The 24,508-nt window shown below is 59.9% G+C and carries 16 protein-coding genes and 2 pseudogenes; 11 read left to right on the forward strand and 7 right to left on the reverse strand.

Annotated elements, in window-relative coordinates; all coding sequences use genetic code 11:
- Positions 1-552: 552 nt before the first annotated feature.
- The gene (locus tag SM766_RS18960) at positions 553-3,078 is read right to left on the reverse strand and encodes a glycosyltransferase (RefSeq protein WP_368948771.1); all 2,526 of its coding nucleotides are present in this window, start codon (positions 3,076-3,078) and stop codon (positions 553-555) included.
- A 59-nt stretch (positions 3,079-3,137) separates the two neighbouring features.
- Positions 3,138-4,478, reverse strand: a complete 1,341-nt coding sequence (glmM, locus tag SM766_RS18965) for a phosphoglucosamine mutase (RefSeq protein ID WP_368948772.1) — start codon at positions 4,476-4,478, stop codon at positions 3,138-3,140.
- Positions 4,479-4,677: 199 nt separating this feature from the next.
- Between glmM and wecB the strand changes: the two genes are divergently transcribed.
- The 3 genes from wecB (at position 4,678) to SM766_RS18980 (ending at position 7,509) form a co-directional block, all read left to right on the forward strand.
- Entirely contained in the window at positions 4,678-5,793 is a 1,116-nt protein-coding gene (wecB, locus tag SM766_RS18970; protein ID WP_368948773.1) for a non-hydrolyzing UDP-N-acetylglucosamine 2-epimerase, read from the forward strand.
- A 33-nt stretch (positions 5,794-5,826) separates the two neighbouring features.
- Positions 5,827-7,083 carry a UDP-N-acetyl-D-mannosamine dehydrogenase gene (gene wecC, locus SM766_RS18975; RefSeq protein WP_368948774.1) on the forward strand — a complete coding sequence of 419 codons (1,257 nt, stop codon included), beginning with the start codon at positions 5,827-5,829 and terminating at the stop codon, positions 7,081-7,083.
- A 129-nt stretch (positions 7,084-7,212) separates the two neighbouring features.
- Positions 7,213-7,509, forward strand: a complete 297-nt coding sequence (locus SM766_RS18980) for a hypothetical protein (protein WP_368948775.1) — start codon at positions 7,213-7,215, stop codon at positions 7,507-7,509.
- A gap of 28 nt (positions 7,510-7,537) precedes the next feature.
- Here the strand turns inward: SM766_RS18980 and SM766_RS18985 are convergent, their stop codons facing one another.
- On the reverse strand, positions 7,538-9,106 hold the full coding sequence (locus tag SM766_RS18985) for a glycosyltransferase family 4 protein (RefSeq protein WP_368948777.1): 1,569 nt from the start codon (positions 9,104-9,106) through the stop codon (positions 7,538-7,540).
- A 126-nt stretch (positions 9,107-9,232) separates the two neighbouring features.
- On the opposite strand from SM766_RS18985, the gene SM766_RS18990 reads away from it, so the two are divergent.
- From SM766_RS18990 to SM766_RS19000, 3 genes and pseudogenes are all read left to right on the forward strand, one after another.
- Positions 9,233-9,769, forward strand: coding sequence for a hypothetical protein (locus SM766_RS18990; RefSeq protein WP_368948778.1), 537 nt, complete (start codon positions 9,233-9,235; stop codon positions 9,767-9,769).
- Positions 9,766-11,808: a glycosyltransferase family 2 protein gene (locus SM766_RS18995; protein ID WP_368948779.1), complete on the forward strand. Its 2,043-nt coding sequence runs from the start codon at positions 9,766-9,768 to the stop codon at positions 11,806-11,808. Before SM766_RS18990 ends, SM766_RS18995 begins: the two co-directional genes overlap by 4 nt.
- Before the next feature lie 219 nt (positions 11,809-12,027).
- A pseudogene (locus tag SM766_RS19000) lies at positions 12,028-12,207 on the forward strand (integrase core domain-containing protein); the annotation flags it as partial.
- Between the two features lie 147 nt (positions 12,208-12,354).
- Here SM766_RS19000 and SM766_RS19005 read toward each other — a convergent pair.
- Positions 12,355-12,564 (reverse strand): annotated as a pseudogene (locus tag SM766_RS19005) (transposase); the annotation flags it as partial.
- Between the two features lie 196 nt (positions 12,565-12,760).
- Here SM766_RS19005 and gmd point away from each other — a divergent pair.
- Genes gmd through SM766_RS19025 form a run of 4 tightly spaced genes read left to right on the forward strand, consistent with a single transcriptional unit; the run spans position 12,761 to position 17,483 of the window.
- Entirely contained in the window at positions 12,761-13,879 is a 1,119-nt protein-coding gene (gmd, locus tag SM766_RS19010) for a GDP-mannose 4,6-dehydratase (RefSeq protein ID WP_368948780.1), read from the forward strand.
- A 4-nt stretch (positions 13,880-13,883) separates the two neighbouring features.
- Entirely contained in the window at positions 13,884-14,819 is a 936-nt protein-coding gene (locus tag SM766_RS19015) for a GDP-L-fucose synthase family protein (protein ID WP_368948781.1), read from the forward strand.
- On the forward strand, positions 14,816-15,982 hold the full coding sequence (locus tag SM766_RS19020; protein ID WP_274838578.1) for a DegT/DnrJ/EryC1/StrS family aminotransferase: 1,167 nt from the start codon (positions 14,816-14,818) through the stop codon (positions 15,980-15,982). The genes SM766_RS19015 and SM766_RS19020 overlap by 4 nt, the downstream gene beginning before the upstream one ends.
- Positions 15,983-16,031: 49 nt before the next feature.
- Positions 16,032-17,483, forward strand: coding sequence for a mannose-1-phosphate guanylyltransferase/mannose-6-phosphate isomerase (locus tag SM766_RS19025; RefSeq protein ID WP_368948782.1), 1,452 nt, complete (start codon positions 16,032-16,034; stop codon positions 17,481-17,483).
- Between the two features lie 36 nt (positions 17,484-17,519).
- Here SM766_RS19025 and SM766_RS19030 read toward each other — a convergent pair whose 3' ends face one another.
- Positions 17,520-18,581 (reverse strand): peptidase G2 autoproteolytic cleavage domain-containing protein, encoded by a 1,062-nt coding sequence (locus SM766_RS19030; protein WP_368948783.1) that lies wholly within the window; start codon positions 18,579-18,581, stop codon positions 17,520-17,522.
- Positions 18,582-18,822: 241 nt separating this feature from the next.
- Here SM766_RS19030 and SM766_RS19035 point away from each other — a divergent pair, with 241 nt between their 5' ends.
- The gene (locus SM766_RS19035; RefSeq protein WP_368948784.1) at positions 18,823-21,120 is read left to right on the forward strand and encodes a calcium-binding protein; all 2,298 of its coding nucleotides are present in this window, start codon (positions 18,823-18,825) and stop codon (positions 21,118-21,120) included.
- A 5-nt stretch (positions 21,121-21,125) separates the two neighbouring features.
- Here the strand turns inward: SM766_RS19035 and SM766_RS19040 are convergent, their stop codons facing one another.
- Both SM766_RS19040 and SM766_RS19045 read right to left on the reverse strand, forming a co-directional pair.
- Positions 21,126-22,520 carry a M10 family metallopeptidase C-terminal domain-containing protein gene (locus SM766_RS19040; protein WP_368948785.1) on the reverse strand — a complete coding sequence of 465 codons (1,395 nt, stop codon included), beginning with the start codon at positions 22,518-22,520 and terminating at the stop codon, positions 21,126-21,128.
- Between the two features lie 189 nt (positions 22,521-22,709).
- A complete protein-coding gene (locus SM766_RS19045) occupies positions 22,710-24,425 on the reverse strand; it encodes a calcium-binding protein (RefSeq protein ID WP_368948786.1) in 1,716 nt (571 codons plus the stop codon).
- Positions 24,426-24,508: the final 83 nt, after the last annotated feature.

Below are 24,508 nucleotides of genomic sequence, written 5' to 3' on the forward strand. Positions count from 1 at the left end.
CTGCTCTTTGATCATCCCGATGATTTGCGCCTCGGTGAAACGGCTCTTACGCATTTGTCTGCTCCTACATAGGTTGGGCAGACTCTACTTCATGGTGAGGGATTTTGCGGGGGGCAGGTCAGCCGCTATGCGATCAGGATACAGGCTGAACCGTCATGCGCGCGCCGCTGGAAAAGACATGCGGTCTTACAGTCAAGCCGCCAACCGATGGGCGACAAGCCCGCGCTTACGATCCACGCGAACCGCCTTGGCGGATCAATTTGACTGTGCAAAATCGCTTGACTGAGACGCCCCCGTTACCGAAGTCCTGATCCTAGCAGAAAACTCCAGATTCAAACGATCCAATTTTTAGGGGGCAGAGCAGCCTCAGATCCTTCGATTCTTCGGTCATGTGCGGGCGGCCATAGCTGCCCAGGGACAGGCGGAACTGTTCTCGGATATGTGCCAAGACGACCATGCCTTTTGCGCTAGCTCTGACTGAGCGGCCGTCTGCGCAAGTCCCGATGCCCTAGCGGGCGGACACCAATGAGGTTGGCGATAGACGTCCTGAACTTATTGGCCATCTCGGTTCAGAAGAAGGGCATCAAGTTTTGAGAAGATCCTATCGCTGCCATAGCGGTCCACCAGAAGTGCCCGGTTTGCCTCGAGTTCCCGTTGTCGTGCGGTGGTGTCCTGCGCGCGGAAGCGTATGATTTCGTGAGCTGCGGCAGCGGTGTCTTGAATGACCCAGCTGGGAGAAAAGAGCTGTCCAGCATCGTCTCTCTCCCAAATCACGGGGTGGCAGCCCGTGAGGACACCGTCGGCCAATGCGTAATGAAAGCTCTCAGTGTCGCTGGGGGACAGGATGTGATCTATCTTCTGGTAGAAGACCGCAACATCATTGCCCCACCCATAGAAATGTACTTTGCCCTGCAGGACAGGATCTTGCTCTATCCTGCCGAACTCATGTGCGAAGCGCTCCATTTCCGAAGCACGGCTCGGATGAAGCATAAACGGCAGTTCATGCGGCTGCGGACCTTTTAGATGTAGATGGGCCTCATGCCCTTTGGCATGAAGGTCCAGTATAAGATCTAGGGCTCTATCAAGACGCTTGCTCATCGGGATCATGCCAACCATGCCGAGATGGATCGCGCTAGAAGGCGCTTTGGGCCTAAATAGGTATTCCTGATCGAGTAAGAAATTGGGGATAACAACCGTTTTTTCTTCAGGCCATCCGAACAGTTTGATTGCCTTTTGCCGCACCCATTCTGTTACGAAAACGAAATGGTTTACGTTTTCGTACCGGATTTGGGGGCCGAACTTGCGGGCCCGGTCTCGGACTTCTTGCGCATGCACCCGCACGATCAGGTTTTGGCCCGGGCGGATGTTCTGGGAATGCCAAGCCGCATTCGCCAAGCCCCATTCACAAAAAACTGTATCCGCGGTTTCAAGCAGTCGGCGGGAGCGTTGCTCATTTTTGGGCTCACCCCATTCCCAGTCATCGTAGCTGACCCGGTGCCCCTGTGTTTTCAGGCCGGAAAAATAGGCGTGGCAGAACTTTGGATCATGTGCCGCCAGGATGATGTTCCTGCGCGGGGATGGGGCTGGGTGCTCCAGGACGTGATCGAAGTGAGCGCTTTGTCCGGAAATCGCATGGCGGTCATATAGGGTTTGGCGCAGTTCCGGATCGATTGCAGGCGCTGTACGGGACAGAATAGCCCGGAAGTCATCCAGGTCCTTGGCATAGAACGGGTAGTCTTCTTCGAGGACGCCAGTGTTCACAGGGCTGGGGAAGGCAATACAGGGCAGGCCTGCAATCACATTCTCCACCAGCTTGCTGGACAATTCCAGAGTGTGGTTTTCGAAGTCGGCCGGGCGCCAGCACCATACGAAATCCATACGCCGCATTTCTTTGAGAACGTCCTGGCGCTCCATGGCTCCCAATTGCCGCGCCTGGATACGTTCCAGGAGAACCGCTGTCTCATGTCTGAACTTTTTGTTTTGCTCTGCAGTTCCGGCTCCGGACACCTTATCGCCGACCAGAGTGACTTCGATATCAAGACCTTCGGAGCGGAGCGTTTCCACCCAGCTGGCAAGTTGCCGAATGCCCCATTGCGGTGCGATTTTGCCGGCGTAACCAATGCGGATCGTCCGATCTTCGGTGACGGCGCGGGTGGCTTTGAAGAAGTTGTCCGGCACAGGGGGCGGCAGCGGAATAGACCGGAAGGGCACATCGGTAAACTCTCGCAATAGAGCTTCGATCTGAGGGGTCTGCACCAGCAATGCAGCGGACTGGCGGGCAATGACATCCACCGCATTCGCGGCCTCTGGTTTGGGCTGGATGCCTGCGGGAGTGTGTTCGTAAATGTCAGTCAGATAGGCATAAACCCGCTTATACAGTTGGCGGTCCGCCATCAGGGTTTGTGTTGCGGTCAGGCCGCGTACAAAGATTGCCGATAGCTCTGGGAGAAGATGATCAAGACCCCGGATCAGTGCTGCGCAGTCGGTTACCGACAGGATGTCCGTTTTCAAGGCCGTATTGCCCGGTGTGATAAACAGCACGTTCGGGTGTTTCAGCAGATCCCCAACGACTGCATCACGACGGATTGGTTGCTTGGAAACGATGATGACTTTCTGCGTTCGGGACAAGATCCTCGCCATCGAGGCCATCCATATCGCCGATCCATCGACCGTGTTCAGATCGATATCTGCATAAAGGAGCCGCCGTGTATTTCCAAAACCTCTGAAGGTAATCAGGTCTTGATATGGCGTCGCCATATCAACGTATTTTGTCTTTATATCCGAGCGTATTTTCCGGGCGTATTTCTTGAAGTCCTGATGTTCGGTTGTGGGCGAATTTCCGATGGCGGAAGAAAAAAGCGCCTCAAACCTCTGAACGCATAGATCGACCGCAGCCTCCTCATCCATTTTACCTGCCAAGGTGAGGCAGCTTTCAAGTTGAGAAACGGATGAGCTATGTGAGATCGCCGCGCGCAATAGCACATACGAAGATAAATGCCTTGAGGTGCCGTGCAGATGCCAGCCAGATGACAGCAGGCCATCCACGAAATCCGGTAGCGGAAGATCAATGTCTTTCATTGAGTGGCTCATATTGCTGTTCGGTGGCCGTCAGGGTGGATGAAATCATTCACCCTCTATCATGAGGAAGATGTAACGGCCTGTGCGACATTGGCGACGACTTTTTGCAGCAGGGCTTCGTCCAGACTTTCTCCCATGACCCTGATCAGGGGTTCGGTGCCGGATTTGCGGATCAGCAGGCGGCCGCTGCCATTCAGATCCGCTTTGCCGTGGCGGATTGCCTCCTGTACGGCGGTCTGCTCCAACGGGTCCTGTCCGGGCGTGTAGCGCACGTTCTGCAAAAGCTGTGGCACAGGGGTGAACTGGCGGGTGAGGTGACTGGCTTTCTCGCCGGTTTCTTTCAGAAGCGCCAGCACTTGCAAGCCTGCCAGCAACCCGTCGCCAGTTGTGGTGTTATCGGTGATCACGATATGCCCCGACTGCTCGCCGCCCATGTTAAAGCCGCCTTGACGCATTTCTTCCACCACATAGCGGTCTCCCACTGCGGTGCGGCGCAGCGTGATGCCTTGCTCTGCCAGATAGGTTTCAAGGCCAAGGTTCGACATTACCGTGGCCACAAGCGTGTTGTGTTTAAGCATGCCTTTGCGGGCCCAGGAGGTGGCAAGCAACGCCATGATCTGGTCTCCGTCCACCACCGTGCCGGTTTCATCCAGCATGATGATGCGATCGGCGTCCCCGTCCAGGCAGATTGCCAGATCCGCACCGGTTTCCAGCACGGTTTTGGCGGCCAGTTCAGGGGCGGTGGAGCCGCAACCCTTGTTGATATTGTAGCCGCTTGGCGTGATCCCGATTGGAATGACTTCGGCGCCAAGCTCCCAAAGCACCTCCGGTGCGGCCTTGTATGCGGCGCCATTGGCGCAGTCGACCACGATCTTCAGACCGTCAAAGCGTACCTGGCTTGGGATGGTGGTTTTGGCATATTCCACGTAGCGTGCAGCGGAATCGTTCAGACGGGTGACCTGGCCGATATGATCGCTGTCCGTGATCACGCTTTTGGCCTCTAGGATGGCCTCAATCTCCCGCTCTGCCTGGTCCGACAGCTTGAACCCGTCAGGGCCGAAGAATTTGATGCCGTTGTCATGATGCGGGTTATGGCTGGCCGAAATCATCACTCCCAGATCTGCGCGCATTGAGCGGGTCAGCAGGCCCACGGCCGGAGTGGGCAGGGGCCCCAGGGCAAAAACGTCCATGCCAGCGGCCGTGAAACCGGCGGTGAGTGCGTTTTCCAGCATATAGCAGGAGCGTCGAGTGTCCTTGCCGATGACCACGCGCCGGGTTTTCGAGGTGGCGTTGAAGTACTGCCCGACGGCGGCTGCAAGATCGACCATGAAGGGGGCCGTCATCACACCTGTATTGGCCCGTCCGCGGATCCCGTCTGTTCCAAAGTATTTGCGTGTCATTCTCGGGTTCTCCAGTCATTACCGCATTGGGAAACAGGCGATGTCCTATGCTTCCCAATGCTACTACCGGCTGTGCAGTTTACGTGCAATCGACTTGCCTGTTTTTTAACTCATTTGCCTGCACGGTTTGCCGGTTGTAATTGAAAGCAGAGTTGCTAGAACGCGAAGTGCATGCAGTGCATCGAAGCGAGGGTACGTCTTGAAAGTTCTCATGGTGTTTGGTACCCGCCCTGAGGCCATCAAGATGGCGCCGGTGGTAAAGCAGCTGCAAGCCACGCAGGGTCTTGAGGTCGATGTCTGCGTGACCGCTCAACATCGTGAGATGCTGGATCAGGTTTTACAGCTTTTCGATATCACGCCGCGGTTTGATCTGAATGTGATGAAGCCCGGCCAAGATCTGACCGATATCACCTCGTGGATCATCCAGGCCCTGCGGGACGTGTTGAAAGATCATCGCTATGATCGGCTTCTGGTGCATGGGGATACCACAACGACAATGGCAGCTGCCATGGCTGCATTTTATGCTCAGGTGCCAGTTGGGCATGTTGAAGCCGGTCTGCGCACGGGGAATATCTATGCGCCTTGGCCGGAGGAAATGAACCGCATGTTGGTGGGGCGGATCGCCGATCTGCATTTTGCTCCGACCGAGACGGCCCGGCAGAACCTTCTTGCGGAAAATGTCTCCGATGACCGTATCGTTGTTACCGGCAATACGGTGATCGATGCGCTGCAACAGGTAGTTGCGCAGTTCGAGATTGATCCGGCGCTGAATGCGCAGATGCAGGCGCGTTTCCCTTTCATCGAGGGTGGTCAGCGCATGATCCTAGTGACCGGTCATCGACGTGAAAGCTTTGGTCAGGGTTTTGAGAACATCTGCCATGCATTGCGGGCGATCAGCGAAGAGGGCGATGTGCAGGTGGTCTATCCCGTGCATCTCAATCCGAATGTCCAAGAGCCGGTCAGGCGGATCCTTGGGGGTGCGGCGAATGTACATTTGATCGAGCCGCAGGATTATCTGCCATTCGTGTGGTTGATGCAGCGTTCCTATTTCTTGATCACCGACTCTGGCGGTGTGCAGGAAGAGGCTCCAAGCCTTGGCAAGCCGGTTCTGGTCATGCGCGAGACGACCGAACGCCCCGAAGCTGTAGAAGCGGGTACCGTGCGGCTTGTGGGAACCGATGCCGACAAGATCCGCAATGAGGCTCTGAAATTGCTGAGTGATACAGAAGCCTATGAGAGCATGGCGCGGGCCTTGAACCCTTACGGGGATGGCAAGGCCTCGGAACGTATCGCTGCAACTTTTCTGAGCGTCTGACCTACCCTTCTAATCTGACAGATAGAGAGAAAAATGTTCGACCGTATTTCAATGATTGGTCTCGGCTATATCGGCCTGCCGACTGCCGCTCTGTTTGCCGCCCGTGGGATTGAGGTAATCGGAGTGGATGTTTCTTCCAAAGTGGTTGAGACGATCAATGCTGGCAAGATCCACATTGTTGAGCCTGAATTGGACGGGATCGTGCACAAGGCGGTGAGCGACGGCAAGCTGCGCGCCACGCTTCAACCTGAACCGGCCGAGGCATTCATGATTGCGGTGCCAACCCCTTTCAAAGACTGCTACGAGCCAGATTTAAGCTATATCCAATCGGCCGCGACGATGATCGCCCCTGTTCTAAAGGCGGGTGATCTGGTGGTTCTGGAAAGCACATCCCCCATCGGTGCGACCGAGCAGATGGCAGTGTGGCTGGCACAGGCGCGCCCGGATCTCAGCTTCCCGCAAACCGCGGGTGAGGGGGCCGATGTACAGGTGGCTCATTGCCCCGAGCGGGTTTTGCCGGGGCATGTGGTACGCGAACTGGTGGAAAATGATCGTATCATCGGGGGCATGACTGCCCGGGCGAGCGAGATGGCCACCGCGCTTTACAAAAAGGTCGTGCAGGGGGACTGCATCGTGACCGATGCCAAGACCGCCGAAATGTGCAAGCTGACCGAGAACAGCTCTCGCGATGTACAGATTGCCTTTGCCAACGAGTTGTCGGTGATTTGTGATAAGTTTGGCATCGATGTCTGGGAGCTGATCTGTCTGGCCAATCGTCATCCCCGGGTCAATATCCTGCAGCCTGGCGCTGGCGTTGGCGGTCACTGCATTGCAGTGGACCCCTGGTTCATCGTCGCTTCGGCGCCAGAAGAGGCCAAGCTGATCCGCGCTGCCCGTGATGGGAATGACACCAAACCTAAATGGGTGCTGCAAAAGGTGCGCGAGGCGGTGATGGAAGTGCTATCCGCTGATCCGTCGCGATCGATGTCTGACGTTAAGGTGGCCTGCTTGGGTCTGGCCTTCAAACCGAATATCGATGACCTGCGCGAAAGCCCGGCGTTGGGGATCACTTTGGAGCTCAGCAAGCTGGGGTTTCAGGTCTTGGCGGTGGAGCCGCATATCGATGGGCTCCCCACCAAGTTGGAAGGAAGTACCATTGTGCTTTCGGAGTTGGACGAGGCATTGGCTGTGGCCGATGTGGCTTGCGTTCTGGTCAAACACTCTGCCTTTGAAACGCTCAGGGATAAATTGCCTGAGGGCCTGAAAGTGATCGACGTGGTCGGGTTGTGAGGTTGCGTGGTCCGGCGGCAGGTCGGGGCTAAGGGAGCGGGTTGCGGTTATTGTGCGTGTTGGGTTGAATGGGCTTTCCGTCCTTGTTCCTTTAATGGTGCTAACTCATAAAGAAGACGTATTTCCTTGATGACTGAGAATGTAGGACTGGTGATGGAACTTTCTGATCAAACTGAACTGTCTGATCTGCGCAAGCAACTTTCGGCGCAGGAAAAGGTCTTAGAGGAGCGCTATGCGGATATTGCGATTCTTGGCCAGGAAATCGCAGCAAGATCTCAAAAAATCACAGATTTGGAGGATCAGCTCAAGGCGGTGCAGCAGGAGCGTGATCGTTTCGCGGAACGTGTCAATGCACTGGAGCATAGCATGTCTTGGAAAGTGACGGCACCGTTGCGTAAGTTGTCTCTCGCTCTTCGGAGATCCTGAGCCTGCATCAATTTTCATATCTAACTATTCAACATGGTTGCACCAAACGGTTCAGCCTGTCGTTCATGATGTCTGCAATACGGCTCCAGGAATACTGGAGTTGTGCGCGCTGACGGGCTTTGTGCCCCAACTGCGCGCGCAACTCCGCATTCGTGAGCAGTACTGTCAGTTGGCGCTGTAGATCCTCGCGATCCCCCTTGGCAAAGACCAGTCCGCTTTCGCCATCTTTCAGCAGACCTTGCATGCCCCCGACCGACGACAGGACAATGGCTTTGCCGGCGGCCATCGCCTCTACCGGTTTCAGCGGCGCAACCGTTTCGGTGACCGGAAGCGGACGGCGGGGAAACACGCAGATATCGAACACTTCCAGCCAGTGCGCGACCTGCTCTGGAGGCACCCGTCCTGGCATGACGCACCAGTCCCCCAGCCCCAGTTCAACCGCTTGGCGGCGCAGGGTCTGGCTCACTGGGGTCCCACGCACTCCGGTGCCCTTTTCATCGCCGACTAGCACGAGCCGGAAGCGATGGCCTGCGGTCTTCAACCTGGCAGCCACAGTGATCAGATCCTCCAAGCCCTCATAGGCTGGGAAGCTGCCTGCATAGCCGATGACCGGCACGCCTTCCGGTAAATTCAGGTCCGCTGCCAGCCTTTTGCCATGGCCTGTCGGGGCAAAATGGGCCGGGTCGCAGCCATTGGGCAAAAAGGTAACCCCCTCTGCGGCCAGCCCGCGGGACATCAGTGTCTGGCGCATTGGCTGCGACAGGGTAAAGACGTGGTCGGCCTGCAGCGCAACCTGGGTTTCCAGCCAGCGTTCATAGCGGTACTGCGGCGTGCCGAGAAACTCCGGTTCCCGGGCTGTGCGGCTCAACTCCCAAAAGCCGCGCATTTCATAAGCCATGGGCAGGTCAAGACGCCGGGCTGCGATTTGTGCGGGCAAGGCGCAGGCATGGTTCGAGGCCGCCATTACCACTTCGGGGCGCAGATCCAGAAATCGCAGTGTGAGCATATCAGCGCTTTCGCGGACATAGGTCGGGTAATTCTGCCAATTCCCGAATTGCGGTTCGGGGGTGCGCAGGTAGGATAAGCTTGAAACCTCCTCCTCAAAGGATCCGGCGTGGACCAAATCGGTCAACAGCACCGCCGGGTCCTCATCCCAGGGGAAACCGGGGCGGGTCAAGCACTGTAGATCCGCGCCGTCATTGTGCAGTGCCGAGGCCAGGTGCTGCGAACGCAAGGCATAGCCTGTCGAGATCCAGGGCAGGCTACTATACAGAACATAAGCGACACGCCCAGGCACTGGCGCCCAGTCCTTGGGGCGCGCGGGCTGTGGCAGCCGACTCAGAGCAAACATATGCTCTGCGCGCTGCTGCAACCTCGATTGGGCCGGACCATCCGGCAACTGCGCAAGCGCTACCGCAGCGCACTCGGGTTCCGCGAGATCCAGCGCCGCTGCTGCCAGCGCAAGTTTGTCGCTCTCACCATTGGCCTCCGCAAGCGCTCGACGCAGCAATCCCCTAGGCTCATATTCAGGCTGCCGCATTGCTAGTATCCGCCCAGCTGCCATATAGCCCTGCGTCAGGCCTTTATCATGTTGCATTGTTCTCTCATTTGACGGTGCCGATATATTAGCTCACCTTCTTTACGTTCTCTTTTCCCAATGGACAAACCAAAGCGGACACGGCACTACAAGCACCCAATGAATCAATATTTTGGGGTGCCTCTCATGATTGATAATATTGCTGCTGGACCAGCGGAAAATCTGAACTATTCTCTTGCAATATGGCGGGACGGACAAACCAGCGGCAATCTTTCCGAACAGACTGAAATCCAACCAGGCATTGCCCTGCATCCGGATCCTGAACTCAAGCTGCAAGGCCACTGGTCTTCTCCTGCCGGGAGATTACTAGAATTGGATGTTTCCACCAGCGGCGAGGGGAACTGGTTCGGACTGCATATGGAGCTTGGCGGCATCGATCTGTCTCATGCTGGCATTATAGGCATCGCCTGTCGCAGTGCCGCGCCGACGATTGAGGTGGTCCGCGTATGCATCCGCTCGGGTCGCAGCGAAGGAGGCTTTGACGATTGTTTTTTCACAAAGCGTATTTTGGCACATCCGGAGGCCTCCAGCCATCTTGACGCCTTGCCGATCGGCCAGCAGCTGGACCTGCCGCCCCAAGCCCCCTGGCGTGAACTGATCCTGTTTCTGCCCCTGCACAGTTTCCGCTTGCACCTACACGATCTGCGTCTCTTCATCGTATGACTTTAACCGTCATAATCCCTGTACATAATGATGAAATTCACCTGCACCGCTTGCTCAGGCATATGCGGCAATTGAATTTCGCTAGCCATGTAATCATCTGCGACGATGGTTCAGAACCTGCGGTTGCTTTTGATCCGTTGCCGACCGCAGTAGGCCTGCCCCCGGAACAGATCACACTGTTACGTCAGGAAATCCCGGGCGGTGCGGGCGCGGCTCGCAATCTTGCGCTTCAACATGTGGCAACGGATCATGTGATGTTTCTAGACGCGGACGATCTGCCGCTACGAGAGTTGCCGGACCTGCTGCGAGACCTAGTAGGCAAAACATTTGATTTCTGCATCTTTCAGCATCACGATAGCCGCCGCAGCACAGAGGGCAAATGGGGGCAAATGCCTTCAGATCAGCACCTATGGCACGCGGCTGCCGCGGATGTGGGATCTTTGTCAGTGGTCTCCTCCACTGCGGCGCTCAACTTGTGCCAGACTGCCAATTACCCGTGGAACAAAATCTATCGTACTGATTTTTTACGTGAGCATGATATCCAGTGCACCGAAATCATGGTTCACAATGATATCGAGTTGCATTGGCGCAGTTTTCTCAATGCAAGAACCATATTGGCAAGCGACCGGGTCGGAGTGGTTCACTACGTTGCCTCCGATCAAAACCGACTGACCAATCGCAACGGCCCCGAGCGCCTCCAAGTTTTCACGGCACTGTCTCGTGTATCTGCCAAAATCCGGTCTTCGGAAAAGCACCGTCCTTTTGCCATTCCCTATTATCGTTTTGCAACTGGCCTTCTACATTGGATTAACGGCTCTATCCGAACTGACCTGCAGCCCGAATTTGCGCGCCAGACCCGAGATTTCATTCAGGCTGAAGTACCGACGGACATCCAGGCTATGATGACCAAGGATCAAGACACCCCTCTTGAACCTTCAGTTGGTGATCTTTCGGTACGCTCGATGGTTAGTCCCGTAATCCTAGAAAAACGGCCTGAACAGCAAGTCTGGCTACATGTTGGCCTGCCTAAATGCGGATCGACGACTCTTCAGCAGCATATGTCGAAATCTGCAGAACTGCACCAAACGCAGGGGGTCTGTTATCCACAAAGCTGGCGTGCTCCGGACGGCTACCGCAACCACCTGCCGCTGGCCAAATTGGCACCGGAATCTTTGCCGCAGGCCCTAGACGAGATTATCTCTGAAGCGCTCAACCGGCAGTGCAGCCGCATCGTGCTGTCATGCGAACATTGGACCAACGCCTTTTCCAGCAGCAACCTGCTCCGACTTCACGCAACCTTGCGCGCTCAGTTCCCTGATTGGCAGGTCCGGGTTGTGGCTTATTTCCGCAACCCATATGATTTTGTGGAATCCTCTTATGCGCAATATGTCCGGGCCGGGCTGTTTCAAATCTCCCGCCGCCGCTTCTATGCTGATGGTGCGCCTTCGATCGAGAAATTTCTTGCCTGTTTTGAAGATAGCTGGGGCTTCCCACTCTATTCCAATTTGCAGTTTGCCCGCCTTCTGACGGAGCATTTCACCTCCGAAGAACTTCTGTTGCGTTCAATTAGCCCACAGGATCTTGCGGAGCCGGATATGCTTGCCGATTTCTGCCGCCTTCTGGAGCTGCCCGCCCCAGAGACTACGCAACGGAGCAACCAGCGTGTTAGTATTCGCAAGCTTGCTGAGCTGGAATATGTGCAGACGCTCACGGATCTGGAGGGTTTTGCTCGCCTGCGTCCAATGTTGCTACAAACGAATGTCACGGGTTCTGCAGATCTCGATATCCTCCGCAGCTCCACGTTGCATATCGACCTTGAAACCGCAGAGGCGATCACGCAGCAAATTGAGAAAGAGCGGGCAGAGCTGCGGAAGATATTTTCGACAGGCATCAAGGGCTTGTGCGAGATCCGCAGTACGACATCCCCGTCAGGCTGGGTTCGCAGCGATCCTCTCAGTGAAAACGACCGGATTGCACTACGGGCATTCGTAAATTCCCAGATGTGCTCAAAAAGTAAAAAGCCGACTGTGGACCTCTAAAAGGCAGTTTGATGCATATGTATCACGGGGGCTTTGACAGGCTATATGAACTGCACCGGGTTTTCCGGAGGCGGATTGATCTAAGTTATGCGGCCATGTCTGATCTTTCCAGAGCCGCGTATAAGTGAAGTGGTCCCACCTTTTCGGATAGTTTTGCAGCTTTGCTAAGGTGTATCGGGTTTAGGTTTCATGCTGCTTATTGCTCTTCCAAGCCCGCCCAATATGCGTCACCGGGCGGAATGCCTGAACGCACACTGGTTCATGAGCCTTGCAGATGCCCGCGAAAAGCTGGAGGATTGGCGTCGGCACTACAATGAGGATAGACTCCACAGCGCAATCGGATACAACGTCCCGATTGCCATGCATTATCCCGATGGCGTCACCAGCCCGTCATCGTGACAGAGCCGGAAAAATCCAGCTTCTGGCGGTCCAAGGTTGGGGCTCAGAGCACAAACCTGCAGACTCTCGTTATGAACGAGGGGCCAGTGGGGGGCAGGTCACTTCAAAGGTTCGGAATACACCTTAGCTCGCTGTCCAGTTTCCTGGGGCCACTTCAGTCGCGACACCCGCGCGATCGCCGCGATCGACTTCGGCCTTCTTGCCCCATTCGTTCAGCGTCTGCAGTGCGCAACCGATCTTCGAGGAAATCGACAGGACCGCCGACTAGCGGCTCTCATGTTGCCCAAGATTGTCCAAAACCATGCGAACGGCACGCTCGCGAACTTCGGGGGAATACTTGTTCGTCGTCTTGCTCATGATGCTCCATCCTACTCAAGAGTTGGAGCATCCGGCAAACCCGGTGCGGTTCAGTAAGCGGTGTGTAGTGGGCCTGACCTGAGCCCGCATGAACGATTGTGCCATATAAGCTCTTATGAAGAATTGCGCTTGCAGTGCTACAGTATGGGCCGTACCTCCTCTATTAAGACGATAAGGTGCGAAGACGAGGAAAAGCATGAAAAAGGCGCTGATCACCGGGGTGACGGGGCAGGATGGCTCCTATCTGGCGGAGTTTTTGCTGGAGAAGGGCTATGAGGTGCATGGGATCAAACGCCGTGCCTCCTCCTTCAACACGCAGCGGGTGGATCATATCTTCGAGGATCCCCATACCGACAATGCCCGTTTCAAGCTGCATTACGGCGATCTCACCGACAGTTCCAACCTGACGCGGATCCTGTCCGAGGTGCAGCCTGACGAGGTCTATAACCTTGGCGCGCAGAGCCATGTGGCGGTCTCCTTCGAGGCGCCGGAATATACCGCCGATGTGGATGCCATGGGCACTCTGCGCCTCTTAGAGGCGATCCGCTTCCTGGGGCTGGAAAAGAAGACCCGATTTTATCAGGCCTCGACCTCGGAACTCTATGGTCTGGTGCAGGAGGTGCCGCAGACCGAGACCACGCCCTTCCACCCGCGTTCTCCTTACGCGGTGGCCAAGATGTACGCCTATTGGATCACGGTGAACTACCGCGAGGCCTATGACATGTACGCTTGCAACGGTATCTTGTTCAATCACGAGAGCCCGCGCCGGGGCGAGACCTTCGTCACCCGCAAGATCACCCGCGGCCTGGCCAATATCGCGCAAGGTCTCGAGGATTGCCTTTACATGGGCAATATCGATGCGCTGCGCGACTGGGGCCATGCCAAGGACTACGTGCGCATGCAGTGGATGATGCTGCAGCAGGACGCGCCGGAAGATTTCGTCATTGCCACCGGCGTGCAATATTCGGTGCGCCAGTTCATCACCTGGAGCGCCGCCGAGCTGGGCATCACCCTGGAGTTCACCGGGGAGGGCACCGATGAGGTTGCCACCGTGGCAGCCATCGAAGGCGACAAGGCCCCGGCGCTGAAGGTGGGCGATGTCATCCTGCGCATTGATCCGCGTTATTTCCGCCCGGCCGAGGTGGAGACCCTGCTGGGCGACCCGGCCAAGGCCAAGGCGAAACTGGGCTGGACGCCGGAGATTACCGTGCAGGAGATGTGCGCCGAGATGGTGGCTGAGGATCTGAAGGTGGCGCAGCGCTCCCGCGTGCTGATGGAGCACGGCTATGACACGCCGGTGGCGCGCGAGGACTGAGGGTATGAGTGCAAAACCACGTCTGTTCCTCACCGGCGGCGGCGGCATGGTGGGGCGCAATGTTCTGGATCACGCGGCAGCGGCCGGTTGGGAGATCCTGGCGCCGCGCAGCCGCGATCTGGACCTGACGGATGCGGGTGCCGTGGAGGCCTATCTGGAGGCGCATAAACCCGATCTGGTGATCCATGCGGCGGGCCGGGTCGGCGGCATCCAGGCCAATATGGCCAATCCGGTGGCCTTTCTCGATGAAAACCTCGCCATGGGGCGCAATGTCATCATGGGGGCGCGGGCCGCGGGTGTGACCCGGCTGATCAATCTTGCCTCCACCTGCATGTATCCGCGCGAAGGGGAAAATCCGCTGCGCGAGGAGAGCATCCTCACCGGCGCGCTGGAGCCCACCAACGAAGGCTATGCCCTGGCCAAGATCATGGCCATGCGCCTGTGCGATTACATCCGTCAGGAGGACCCCGGCGCGCTCTACAAGACGCTGATCCCCTGCAACCTTTATGGCGCTTACGACAAGTTCGACCCGAAACATTCGCATCTGCTGCCAGCCATCATCCACAAGGTGCATCAGGCCATGAAGACGGGGGAGACCGAAGTCGAGATCTGGGGCGATGGCACCGCGCGGCGCGAATTCATGTTCGCCGCCGATCTGGCCGATGCCATCTGGAAGGCGGCAGAGGACCTTGAGACGCTCCCCGGTGCGATGAACATCGGCCTTGGCCACGATCATTCGATCAACGATTATTACGCCACCGTGGCCGATGTGATCGGCTGGCAGGGGGCATTCACCCATGATCTGAGCAAACCCGTGGGCATGAAGCAGAAGCTCTGCTCGACCGAGCGCCAGACCGCCTGGGGCTGGCAGGCGCCGACCTCCTTGCGCGATGGGATCGCGCAGACCTATCGCTATTATCTGGAAAGCGGACACGCATGACCTTCACATACCCTCTTGCCACCTCCTCCTGGGATCAGGCGGAACAGGATGCGCTGCAGCGCGTGATCGCCTCGGACATGTTCTCGATGGGCCCCGAGGTACGCGCCTATGAAGAGCAGTTCGCCGCCCAGTTCGGCAGCAAGTTTGCCGTCATGGTCAACTCCGGTTCTTCGGCGAACCTGTTGATGACCGCGGCGCTCTGTTTCACCAAGAACCCGGATCTGAAGCTGGAACGCGGCGATGAGATCATCGTCCCGGCGGTCAGCTGGTCCACCACCTATTACCCCCTGGGCCAATATGGCCTCAGGATGAAATTCGTCGATATCGACCGCGAGACGCTGAATTACGATCTGGCGGCGCTGGAGGCGGCCATTACGGACAAGACCCGCGCCATCATGGTGGTGAATCTCTTAGGCAACCCCAATGATTTCGACGCCATCCAGGCGCTGATCGGGGACCGCAAGATCGTCATGATCGAGGACAATTGCGAATCCATGGGCGCCACCTATGGCGGCAAGGAAGCCGGCACCTTCGGCGTCATGGGCAGCTATTCGTCGTTCTTCTCGCACCATATCTCCACCATGGAAGGCGGCATGGTGGTCACCGATGACGAGGAACTCTACCACGTCATGCTGAGCTTGCGCGCCCATGGCTGGACCCGCAACCTGCCGAAATTCAACCATGTCACCGGTGAGAAGTCGGATGATCCTTTCGAGGAAAGCTTCCGCTTCGTGCTGCCGGGCTACAATCTGCGCCCGCTGGAGATGTCCGGCGCGCTGGGGCAGGAGCAGCTGAAGAAACTGCCGGGCCTGATCGAAGGGCGCCGCGCCAATGGGGCGCTGGTGCAGGAAAAACTCGCCGATCATCCCAAGTTCATGATCCAGCGCGAGATCGGCAAATCGAGCTGGTTCGGTTTCTCGCTGGTGATCCGCGAAGAGGCGGGGCTGATGCGCGCCGATCTGGTGAAACAGCTGGCTGCTGCCGGGTTCGAATGCCGCCCCATCGTGGCCGGTAATTTCGCCAAGAACGAAGTGATGAAATATTTCGACTATGACATTCACGGTGCGCTGACGAATGCCGATTACATTGATGCAAACGGGCTGTTTGTCGGCAATCATCACTACCCCCTCCCCGAGGCGGTAGCGGCCCTGGCGGCGCTCTGATCCGCGGCGGCAGGCGCCCGGCAGGCAGGACAGCATAAAGGAACAGGCGATGAGCGCATCTTCAACGATCACTCCCATCTTGTTGTGCGGTGGCTCCGGCACCCGGCTCTGGCCCCTGTCCCGCAAAAGCTACCCCAAGCAATTCGTGCCATTGGTGGGTGAGGAAACCCTGTTTCAAGCCTCGGCCAAGCGGCTGTCGGGGGCGGGGTATGCGGCGCCGATGGTGCTGACCAACGCCGATTTCCGCTTCATTGTTACCGAGCAACTGGCAGGTATCGGCATCGACCCCGGCGCCGTGCTGATCGAACCGGCGGGGCGCAATACCGCGCCCGCGGTGCTGGCGGCGGCGCTTTACCTGGAACAGAGCGACCCGGAGGGGCTGATGCTGGTGGCGCCTTCGGATCACGTGGTGCCCGATGCGCCCGCTTTCCGCACCGCGGTTGCGGCCGGGCAGGCAGCCGCCGAGGCCGGTCAGATCGTCACCTTCGGCATCAAGCCGACCCATGCGGAAACCGGCTATGGTTATCTGGAACTGGATGGGGGGCCGGGTGATTTCACCCCCCGGGCCATCGGCCTGAAACGCTTCGTGGAAAAACCCGATGCCGCCCGCGCCGAAGAGATGCTCGCCTCGGGGCAGTTCCTGTGGAATGCCGGTATCTTCCTCTTCTCGGTGAAAACCATTCTTGCCGCCTTCCGCGCCCATGCGCCGGATCTGCTGGCGCCGGTCACGGCATCGATTGCACAAGGGGCGCCGGACCTCGGATTCTTCCGGCTTGATCCCGGCGCCTGGGACGGCTGCCCGGATATCTCGATTGACTATGCGGTGATGGAAAAGGCTGACAATCTGACCGTGGTGCCCTTTGCGGCCGGCTGGTCGGACCTGGGCGGCTGGGACGCGGTCTGGCGCGAAAGCGCCCCGGATGACCGGGGGGTTGTCACCGCGGGGGCGGCCACCGCGATCGATTGCGACAACAGCCTCATTCGCTCCGAGGACGAAGGGCTTGAGGTGGTGGGGATCGGCCTTCGGGACGTGATCACCGTGGCGATGCCCGATGCGGTGCTGGTGGCCGATGCCTCCCGCGCGCAGGACGTGAAGCTGGCGGTGGCGGCGCTGAAGGAGAAATCCGCCAAACAGGCCACCGAATTCCCGATGGATCACCGCCCCTGGGGTTGGTTCGAAAGCCTGGCGGTGGGCGAGCGGTTCCAGGTGAAGCGCATCCATGTGCATCCCGGCGCGGCGCTGTCATTGCAAAGCCACCACCACAGATCGGAACATTGGATCGTGGTCGAAGGCACCGCCAAGGTCACCGTCGATGATGAGGTGCGCCTCGTGACCGAAAACCAGTCGGTCTATATCCCGCTTGGCTCGGTTCACCGGATGGAGAACCCGGGCAAGGTGCCGATGGTGCTGATCGAAGTGCAGACCGGCAGCTACCTCGGCGAAGATGACATCATCCGCTACGAGGATGTCTATGCCCGCGGCCAGGGTGCAAAAGGGTAGGAGCCACGCGGTAAGGTGCCAAGGGGGAGGGCACGCTCAGCGCAGCAGCCATTCCTCGACGCTGTCTGACACCTGCCGCAGCCTGATCCAGCGCGCATCCGTGGGCTGGCCCCGGCGCAGGCGCAGCTTGCCAATCAGACCCACCATGGCCCATTCGGCCCGCTCCGCGCGCGGTACATAAGCGCGGGCGGGATCATAGGCGGGGTTCAGACGGCGGCTCTGCTGGCCATCCGCGTCTTCCTCCCACAGGGGGCTGCCCAGATCGTCGCGCAGGTATTTGCCGCGCCAGCCGCCCCCATCGCCGCCGCCCAGCACGGAAGGTGTGACAGAGACCACGCCGATGGGATCCTCGCCTGCCGCGGCCGGGCGGATCTTGCCGCCATCCAGTGCCACCGCGATGCCGCGCCGGTCCGCGCCCGAAGGATTGCCATCGGCCCATTCGAAATATTCCGCGTAATCGGCGCCGCCGCCGATAAGGGCGCCATCGGCCAGAACATCGCCGTCGCCGGTGATGCGCAGCGCCTCGGTCCAGCTGCTGCCGTCGCTTGAGACCTTGATCGAGAAATCGTCATCGCCCAGAAGGCCCATCTCGGCCCGTCCGCTCCAGCCTGACTGGAACAGCAGCGCACCGGTGTCGGGGGCGGCGGCCTTGTTGATCTTCAGCTGGTGCCCGGCGCCGTCGTGGGTCAGCAGCGTGGCCGGGGCGGCAACTGCCAGACGGTTGCTGGCATCGGCGCTGGTGTTGAGGCCCAGATGCGGCGGCTGGCGCCAGGCGCTGCCATCCCAGTGGCGCAGCTCTTCCTCGGCCAGACCCCAGGCGCGCCAGCCGGGCTGCGGCGCCAGGAACAGCCAGCCTTCACCCTGCCAGATGGCCAGACGGCCTGCTTGCCCGGCCCAGGCGCCGGTTGGCGTGGCCCCAAGCGCCCAGGTATCGCCCGGCGCGGGGTCGGCAGGCGGGGTTTCGGCGTCAAAGGCGGCGACGCGCAGCTGCACCAGCGCATCCAGCATCTGCAGCGCCTCGTTATGGGTCACGTGTTTCTGCGCCTGTGACGGCATCAGATAGGGCAGGGACAGGATCGGGGAGGTCTGTTCTGGCATGTGCTGGGCGGCTCCGGAGGCGAAAAGGGCGGAACACAGCCTGCCCCGGGAGGCGCCAAGGCGACGCTAACCGGGCGGGCGCGGACCCGGCAACACGGGCTAGTCCTGCCCAACCCGGATGATTGTCTTCAATATGTAAACAATATTCCCCTTTTCGCCCCATTCCCGGTCCCAGTGCGGACACGGGGGGTGCCGATCTTCGCCACCGTGATGAGTGCGGTCAGGTCGGAGATGCAGACTGATGGATATTGTGTTTGCGCAGCATTTCGAGACGGGAAACCCTCTGTTCGATCAGGATCTTCGCGATCTTGCGGTGCAGGAGACGGAGAGTGGATCGGTGCTTTATGCGGTGAATGGCTGGGGCGGCGGCACGACCCTGTTCCGGCTGGAGGGTTCCGGCGCCGCGCGCCCCGTCGGGGCAGAGGACAGCCGCTTGCACGGGCGGGTAACGGCCGAAACCGGAGAGGTGCTGCTGGCGCAGATCGGTGATGAGACCCGGCTGCTGCTGCAGGACACGGGGCAAAGTGATCTGTTGTTTCACCGCCTCGGGGCCGATGGTCAGGACGCTAGCAGCCTTGGCGATCAGCAGCAGCAGGATCTGCCCGGCGCCGCAGCGGGTGGGCTCGGGGCGCTGGCGGCGCTGACGCTGGGAGGCGGCGATGCGGTGATCTACGGCATCACTGGCTCCGGCGGACGCCTGTCAGGCTGGCGGCTGGACGCAGGGGGCCGGATGCAGGGCGCGGTTGCCACGGAGGGGGGCGATACTGCCTATCTGCAGCCGGAGACGGTGGCGCTGGCCCTCGGCGGTCCGGCCGGGGCACCGCTGTTGTTTCTGGCCGAAGGCGGCACCTTTCAGGGGCTGCGCAGCTACCGGGTCGATCCGGGCTCCGGCGCGCTGACGGCAGCGGGCAGTTTCGGCGTCGAGGATGGCCTGCCGGTGGGCGGTATCAGCGCAGTCGCAAGCTTTGAGGCGCATGGCCGGACCTGGGCCTTGCTGGGGGCGGGCGGCAGCGGCTCGCTCAGCCTGATGTCGGTGGCGCGCAACGGCGCGCTGTCGCTCTCCGATCAGCTGAACGACACCGCCACCACCCGGTTTGGCGGGCTGTCGGCGCTGGAGGTGGTGACATTGGCGGATGGCACCGTGCTGGTGCTGGCAGCGGGCAGCGATGACGGGATCAGCCTGCTGCGGATGCTGCCTTCGGGGCAGTTGCTGCATCTGACCAGCCTGGCCCACGACAGCGGCTTGGGGCTGGAGAATGTGACGGCGCTGGAAACCCTGGTGACGGGCGACACGCTGCAGGTCTTTGCGGCCTCGGGGGCGGCGGGCGGTATCAGCCGTTTTACCCTCGATCTGTCGGATCTGGGGCAGGTGATCACCGCCAGAACAGGGCAGACCACGGTCGCAGGAGGTGCGGGCGATGATGTGCTGCGGGCGCAGGTTACGGGCAGCACGCTGCGGGGTGGCGATGGCGCCGATGTCTTCCTGCCGGAGGTGGTATCCGGCTGGGTGCAGATCGAGGACTTCACCCCGGGTGAGGATGTGCTGGATCTGTCCCTGCTGACGGGGCTGCGCAGCATGGCGCAGCTGCAGGTGACAGAGCTGCGCGACGGGATCCGCCTGAAATTCGGCGACACGGTGGTGGTGGTGCAAAGCGCCGATGGCGGCGCGCTGGACCTTGCCGATCTGTGGCCGGGCGGGCATTTCAGCCACCCCGACCGGGTGGCCCTGGGGGTGACGCTGGCGGATGGCATTCAATACGGCGGTGGCGGCAATGACCAGCTGGGCGGCGGCAGCGGCGAGGATACGGTGCAGGGTCTGGGCGGTGATGATCTGCTGCTGGGGCGCAGTGGCGATGACTGGCTGATGGGTGGCGATGGCGCCGATGTGCTGAAGGGCCATGGCGGCACCGACCACCTGGAGGGAGAGCGGGGCAACGACCGGCTGATGGGCGGGGCGGGCAACGATATGCTTTATGGCGGTCTCGGCGCCGATGTTCTGAAGGGGCAGAAAGGCAATGATCGCCTGTTCGGAGGGCAGGAGAATGATCTGCTGAAAGCGGGTGGCGGCAATGATCAGCTACACGGTGGCGATGGCGCGGATGCGCTGAAGGGCGGCGGTGGCAGCGACGGGCTCTGGGGTGATGACGGGAGTGACAGGCTGTTCGGTCAGGGCGGACGTGACCGGCTTTTTGGCGGGGACGGCGGGGATCGCCTGTCCGGCGGCGGCGGCAAGGATGTCCTGATGGGCGGGGCGGGCGATGATCAGCTCGACGGCGGCAAGGGCCGTGACCGGCTGGAAGGCGGTGCCGGGGCGGATGTCTTTGTCTTTGCCCGCAACCACGGGGGGGACCGGATCCGGGATTTCACCCCGGGGGAGGATCTGATTGACCTGTCAGATCTGCCGGGACGCGGTTTCGGCTTTGACGATCTGGAGATCAACCGCCGCCCGGCGGGTACATGGATCGACACCGGAGCGGGGCATCTGCTGCTGGAGGATTTGCGCCCGGGCCAGATCGATGCAGATGATTTCCTGTTCTGACCAGATCAGAACAGAAAGTCCTCGGCGCCAAGATCATCAAGCGCGCTGTGCCGCAGGATCAGAAGATCTCCGTCTTCATCCTCGATCACCACATGATCTTTGCGGCTGCGCATGTGATTGTCGCGGAGGTCCTGGAAATCCGTGATGCCGGTGGCATGGGTCAGATCGATCCTGTCCTCGCCGGGGGTGAAATCCCGGATCCGGTCGCTGCCGCCGGAGAAAACAAAGACATCAGCGCCCTTGCCGCCGACCAGAACGTCGCGCCCGGTGCCGCCGTCGAGCTGATCGTTGCCGCTGCCGCCCAAAAGCCGGTCACGTCCGCCCTGGCCCAGCAGGCTGTTATCCGCGCCATTGCCGCGCAGGCGGTCGTTGCCAGAGCCGCCCCAGGCGTCTTCGATGAAATTGATCACCGCGCCCTCCTGGCGCACCGCAGCGGCCATGGCGATATTGTCGTTGATCTCGCCGATTGAGGAATAGGTCCCGGGGCGCAGGTTGATGCGGCTGTCGGTGGTAAGGCCCGAAGCATCGATCAGATCCTGCCCGCCGGCATCCCAGATGGTCAGGATCACATCGCGGTAGCGGCCATCCTCGCCCTTGACCTGCATGCCGCGCGTGTTGTCGGCATTGGTTGCGTATTGATATTCCAGCGCGCCGCGATTGCCGCCGCCATCGCCGAAATAGACCGTATCGCTGGTGCGGGTGGTGGTATTGGCGCCGTAAAGCTCTTGCATGGCCTCGATGTCCCAGAGCATCGGCGTCAGCGGAAAGGCCTGTTTAAGCGCACCGTCGCCGCGTTCCTCCGGGTGGGCGGCATAGGACATCACCGTATATTGGTTGCTGGTCCTTGGATTGCTGGGGTTTTCGTTCGGATGATGGAGGCCCAGGGCATGGCCCAGCTCGTGCAGGTAGGTGTTCCAGCTGGTGTGGCCATAGACCGGCCCGCCGTCGTCACCGGCGCCCGCGAGGAACTGGTCGCGGTTATTGCGATTGATCCAGACATCGCCTGCGCGCGACGGGGTCTCGCCCAGATCCTCCGCATCGGGAAACCCCGAAACAAAGCCGAAGAGGAAGCGGTCGCGGAACTCGGTGCTGGCAAAGCTGACGTCCCCAAACCCTTCGCCCGGGATCACACCGGGCTGCAGGTTGACGCCCGCGACCTCGTTCCAGGCGGCGACTGCCTGCAGCGCCATCTCCTGCTCGCTCGCGGTCATGGAAAAGTCATTGTCGAAAGAGACCCGGCCGCCGCCGACCCGCCAGGCGTCCTTTATGCCGTCTCCATCGGTGTCGACAGCCCGGTTATAGCCCGGCATGTCCGCGTCGAGGAAGGAATAGCGCACCCTGCCGCTGCCGTCATGCCAGCTGTCACCGAGGATGGACTGATAGCTGTTTCTGCGGGCCATGGGCGATCCTGTCTTTCAAATATGCCGGAGATCCGGGAAGGATCTGGTAAATCTCTTTAAGCTGCCTTGCCCTGCGGTCGGGTTAAGCCCGGGCCGTAGATCTCGGGGGCAGGCGGGGCGGAAAAAGGGAGCTGGAAATGGGAGCCTTCCCCGGCGCCAGACCACTGGGCCGGGGAAGGCAGAAGCGGATCAGAACAGGAAATCGTCCGCGCTCAGATCGCTGATATCGCGGTTCACGAGGATCATGCTGTCGCCGTTATCGTCGGTGATCACCACATTGCCGTTCGCTTCGCTCATGTGGTTGTTGCTCAGGTCGGAGAAGTCGCTGATCCCCTCAGCGCTGCTGAGATCGATCTCGTCGGCGCCACGGAAGCCTTTGACCTTGTCGCGGCCTTCAGAGAAGACGAAGGTATCGCCGCCCTTCTGGCCGATCAGCAGGTCGTTGCCGGCGCCGCCATCCAGGGTGTCGCGGCCACCGCCACCAATCAGCTTGTCGCGGCCATCCTCGCCATTGAGAATGTCATTGCCGCCCTGACCCTTGATGGTGTCATTGCCGCCGCGGCCATCGAAACGGTTGTCGCCGCGGTTGCCCACCAGCGTGTCATCGCCTTCGCGGGAGCCGCGCACGTGTTCGATGCCGCGGATGCTGTGGCTGAAGGCTTCGTCGCGCCAGGTGCCGGTGGCCTCACCCCGGCCAAGGTTTACCTCGACGGCATCGACGCCCGAGCGGTCATAGCGCAGCCGGTCATAGCCGCCGCGGCCGTCCAGGGTGTCCTCGCCGGCCATCAGGATAAAGCTTTCGTTCTGGCCCGATCCGATCACCTTGTCATCATACATGCCGGTGCGGATTTCGGTGATCTGCCCGTCGCCCGCAATCCGGTCGGCGCCGCCCATCCCGTCATCGATGACGCGGCCACGGTTCAGTTTGGCGACCACGCCGCTGTCTGCGTTGATGTAATCCAGCCGCACCGCACCGTCGCTTTCGCCGATGACGAAACGGTCATTGCCGCCGCCCCCGCGCAGCTGCAGCCAGCCGCCATCGGCCGAGGTGACGCGGAAGACATCTCTGTAATCGGTGCCTACCACGCCAAGCCCGCCGATATCAGCGCCGGCCAGGATCGGGTTTTGCACATCCACCAGCCGGGTGCGGCCATTGCCGCCCTTGTCGATCAACCCGGTATTGGCATTGCCGTCGATCTCCACGGTGATGCCTTCATCAAGATCCGAGTGGTCCAGATGCACATAGCCGCGCTCCAGATCCGAGAAGATCACCCGGTCCCGGCCAGCGCCGGGCTGGATGAAATCCGTGTCCATATTGTCGCCCGGGTTGATGGTATCGTTGCCGGGGCCGCCGATCAGCTCGTCATTGCCGTCGCTGCCGATGATCAGGTCATCTTCGGTCGAGGTGCTGAAGAAGCTGGTCAGCGGGATTTCTTGGTTCGGGGCAAAGGTGCCGGTTGCCGGACCGACCGATACGATGTTGCCGTTAAAGGCATTCCACTGGGCGCGGGTGCTGATGCTGGGCAGGGGATCGCCGTCCAGCACGAAGATCGCATCGGCGTCCACATTGCTGTAGCCATCGACCTCAGCCTCAAAGAAGGTCATCACCAGCACCGTAGTGGTGCGGATGGTGCCGCCATCATTCCAGCGTACCTCAAGGATCGAGGCTTCGTCCTCGTCCAGCGGGCCGCCCTCGATGTAACCGGTGGCACCCTCCACCCGGATATCCGCAAGCGGCTGGTTCGGGTCTTCGGAATTGGCGGAATTGGTATAGCGCAGCGTCGAGGTATCGCCGGGCACAAAAATGGACAGGTCAATTCCTGTTTCAACACCGCGGATCACGTCTTCTTCGTCCTGGAGGCTGCTGCGCAGCACGGCAATACCGGTCAGGCTGTAGGTTGTCATGGAGGAGGGTCCCTTCTACTGGTCACTCAGGTCACTGCCCCAGAATACCGGCAGCAAACGTACCGGTGGATTTTAACGATTCT

It is taken from the genome of Pseudophaeobacter sp. A-200-2 (assembly GCF_041008815.1).
Classification (GTDB): domain Bacteria; phylum Pseudomonadota; class Alphaproteobacteria; order Rhodobacterales; family Rhodobacteraceae; genus Phycobacter; species Phycobacter gallaeciensis_A.

Bases quoted from the DNA above. Each gene is read 5' to 3' on its own strand.
- SM766_RS18990 (WP_368948778.1), top strand. From the start codon at position 9,233: ATGATTGATAATATTGCTGCTGGACCAGCGGAAAATCTGAACTATTCT.
- SM766_RS19025 (WP_368948782.1), top strand. From the start codon at position 16,032: ATGAGCGCATCTTCAACGATCACTCCCATCTTGTTGTGCGGTGGCTCC.
- SM766_RS18960 (WP_368948771.1), bottom strand. From the start codon at position 3,078: ATGAAAGACATTGATCTTCCGCTACCGGATTTCGTGGATGGCCTGCTG.
- wecC (WP_368948774.1), top strand. From the start codon at position 5,827: ATGTTCGACCGTATTTCAATGATTGGTCTCGGCTATATCGGCCTGCCG.
- SM766_RS18995 (WP_368948779.1), top strand. From the start codon at position 9,766: ATGACTTTAACCGTCATAATCCCTGTACATAATGATGAAATTCACCTG.
- SM766_RS18980 (WP_368948775.1), top strand. From the start codon at position 7,213: ATGACTGAGAATGTAGGACTGGTGATGGAACTTTCTGATCAAACTGAA.
- glmM (WP_368948772.1), bottom strand. From the start codon at position 4,478: ATGACACGCAAATACTTTGGAACAGACGGGATCCGCGGACGGGCCAAT.
- SM766_RS19015 (WP_368948781.1), top strand. From the start codon at position 13,884: ATGAGTGCAAAACCACGTCTGTTCCTCACCGGCGGCGGCGGCATGGTG.
- SM766_RS19030 (WP_368948783.1), bottom strand. From the start codon at position 18,581: ATGCCAGAACAGACCTCCCCGATCCTGTCCCTGCCCTATCTGATGCCG.
- SM766_RS19035 (WP_368948784.1), top strand. From the start codon at position 18,823: ATGGATATTGTGTTTGCGCAGCATTTCGAGACGGGAAACCCTCTGTTC.
- gmd (WP_368948780.1), top strand. From the start codon at position 12,761: ATGAAAAAGGCGCTGATCACCGGGGTGACGGGGCAGGATGGCTCCTAT.
- SM766_RS19020 (WP_274838578.1), top strand. From the start codon at position 14,816: ATGACCTTCACATACCCTCTTGCCACCTCCTCCTGGGATCAGGCGGAA.
- SM766_RS19040 (WP_368948785.1), bottom strand. From the start codon at position 22,520: ATGGCCCGCAGAAACAGCTATCAGTCCATCCTCGGTGACAGCTGGCAT.
- SM766_RS19045 (WP_368948786.1), bottom strand. From the start codon at position 24,425: ATGACAACCTACAGCCTGACCGGTATTGCCGTGCTGCGCAGCAGCCTC.
- SM766_RS18985 (WP_368948777.1), bottom strand. From the start codon at position 9,106: ATGCAACATGATAAAGGCCTGACGCAGGGCTATATGGCAGCTGGGCGG.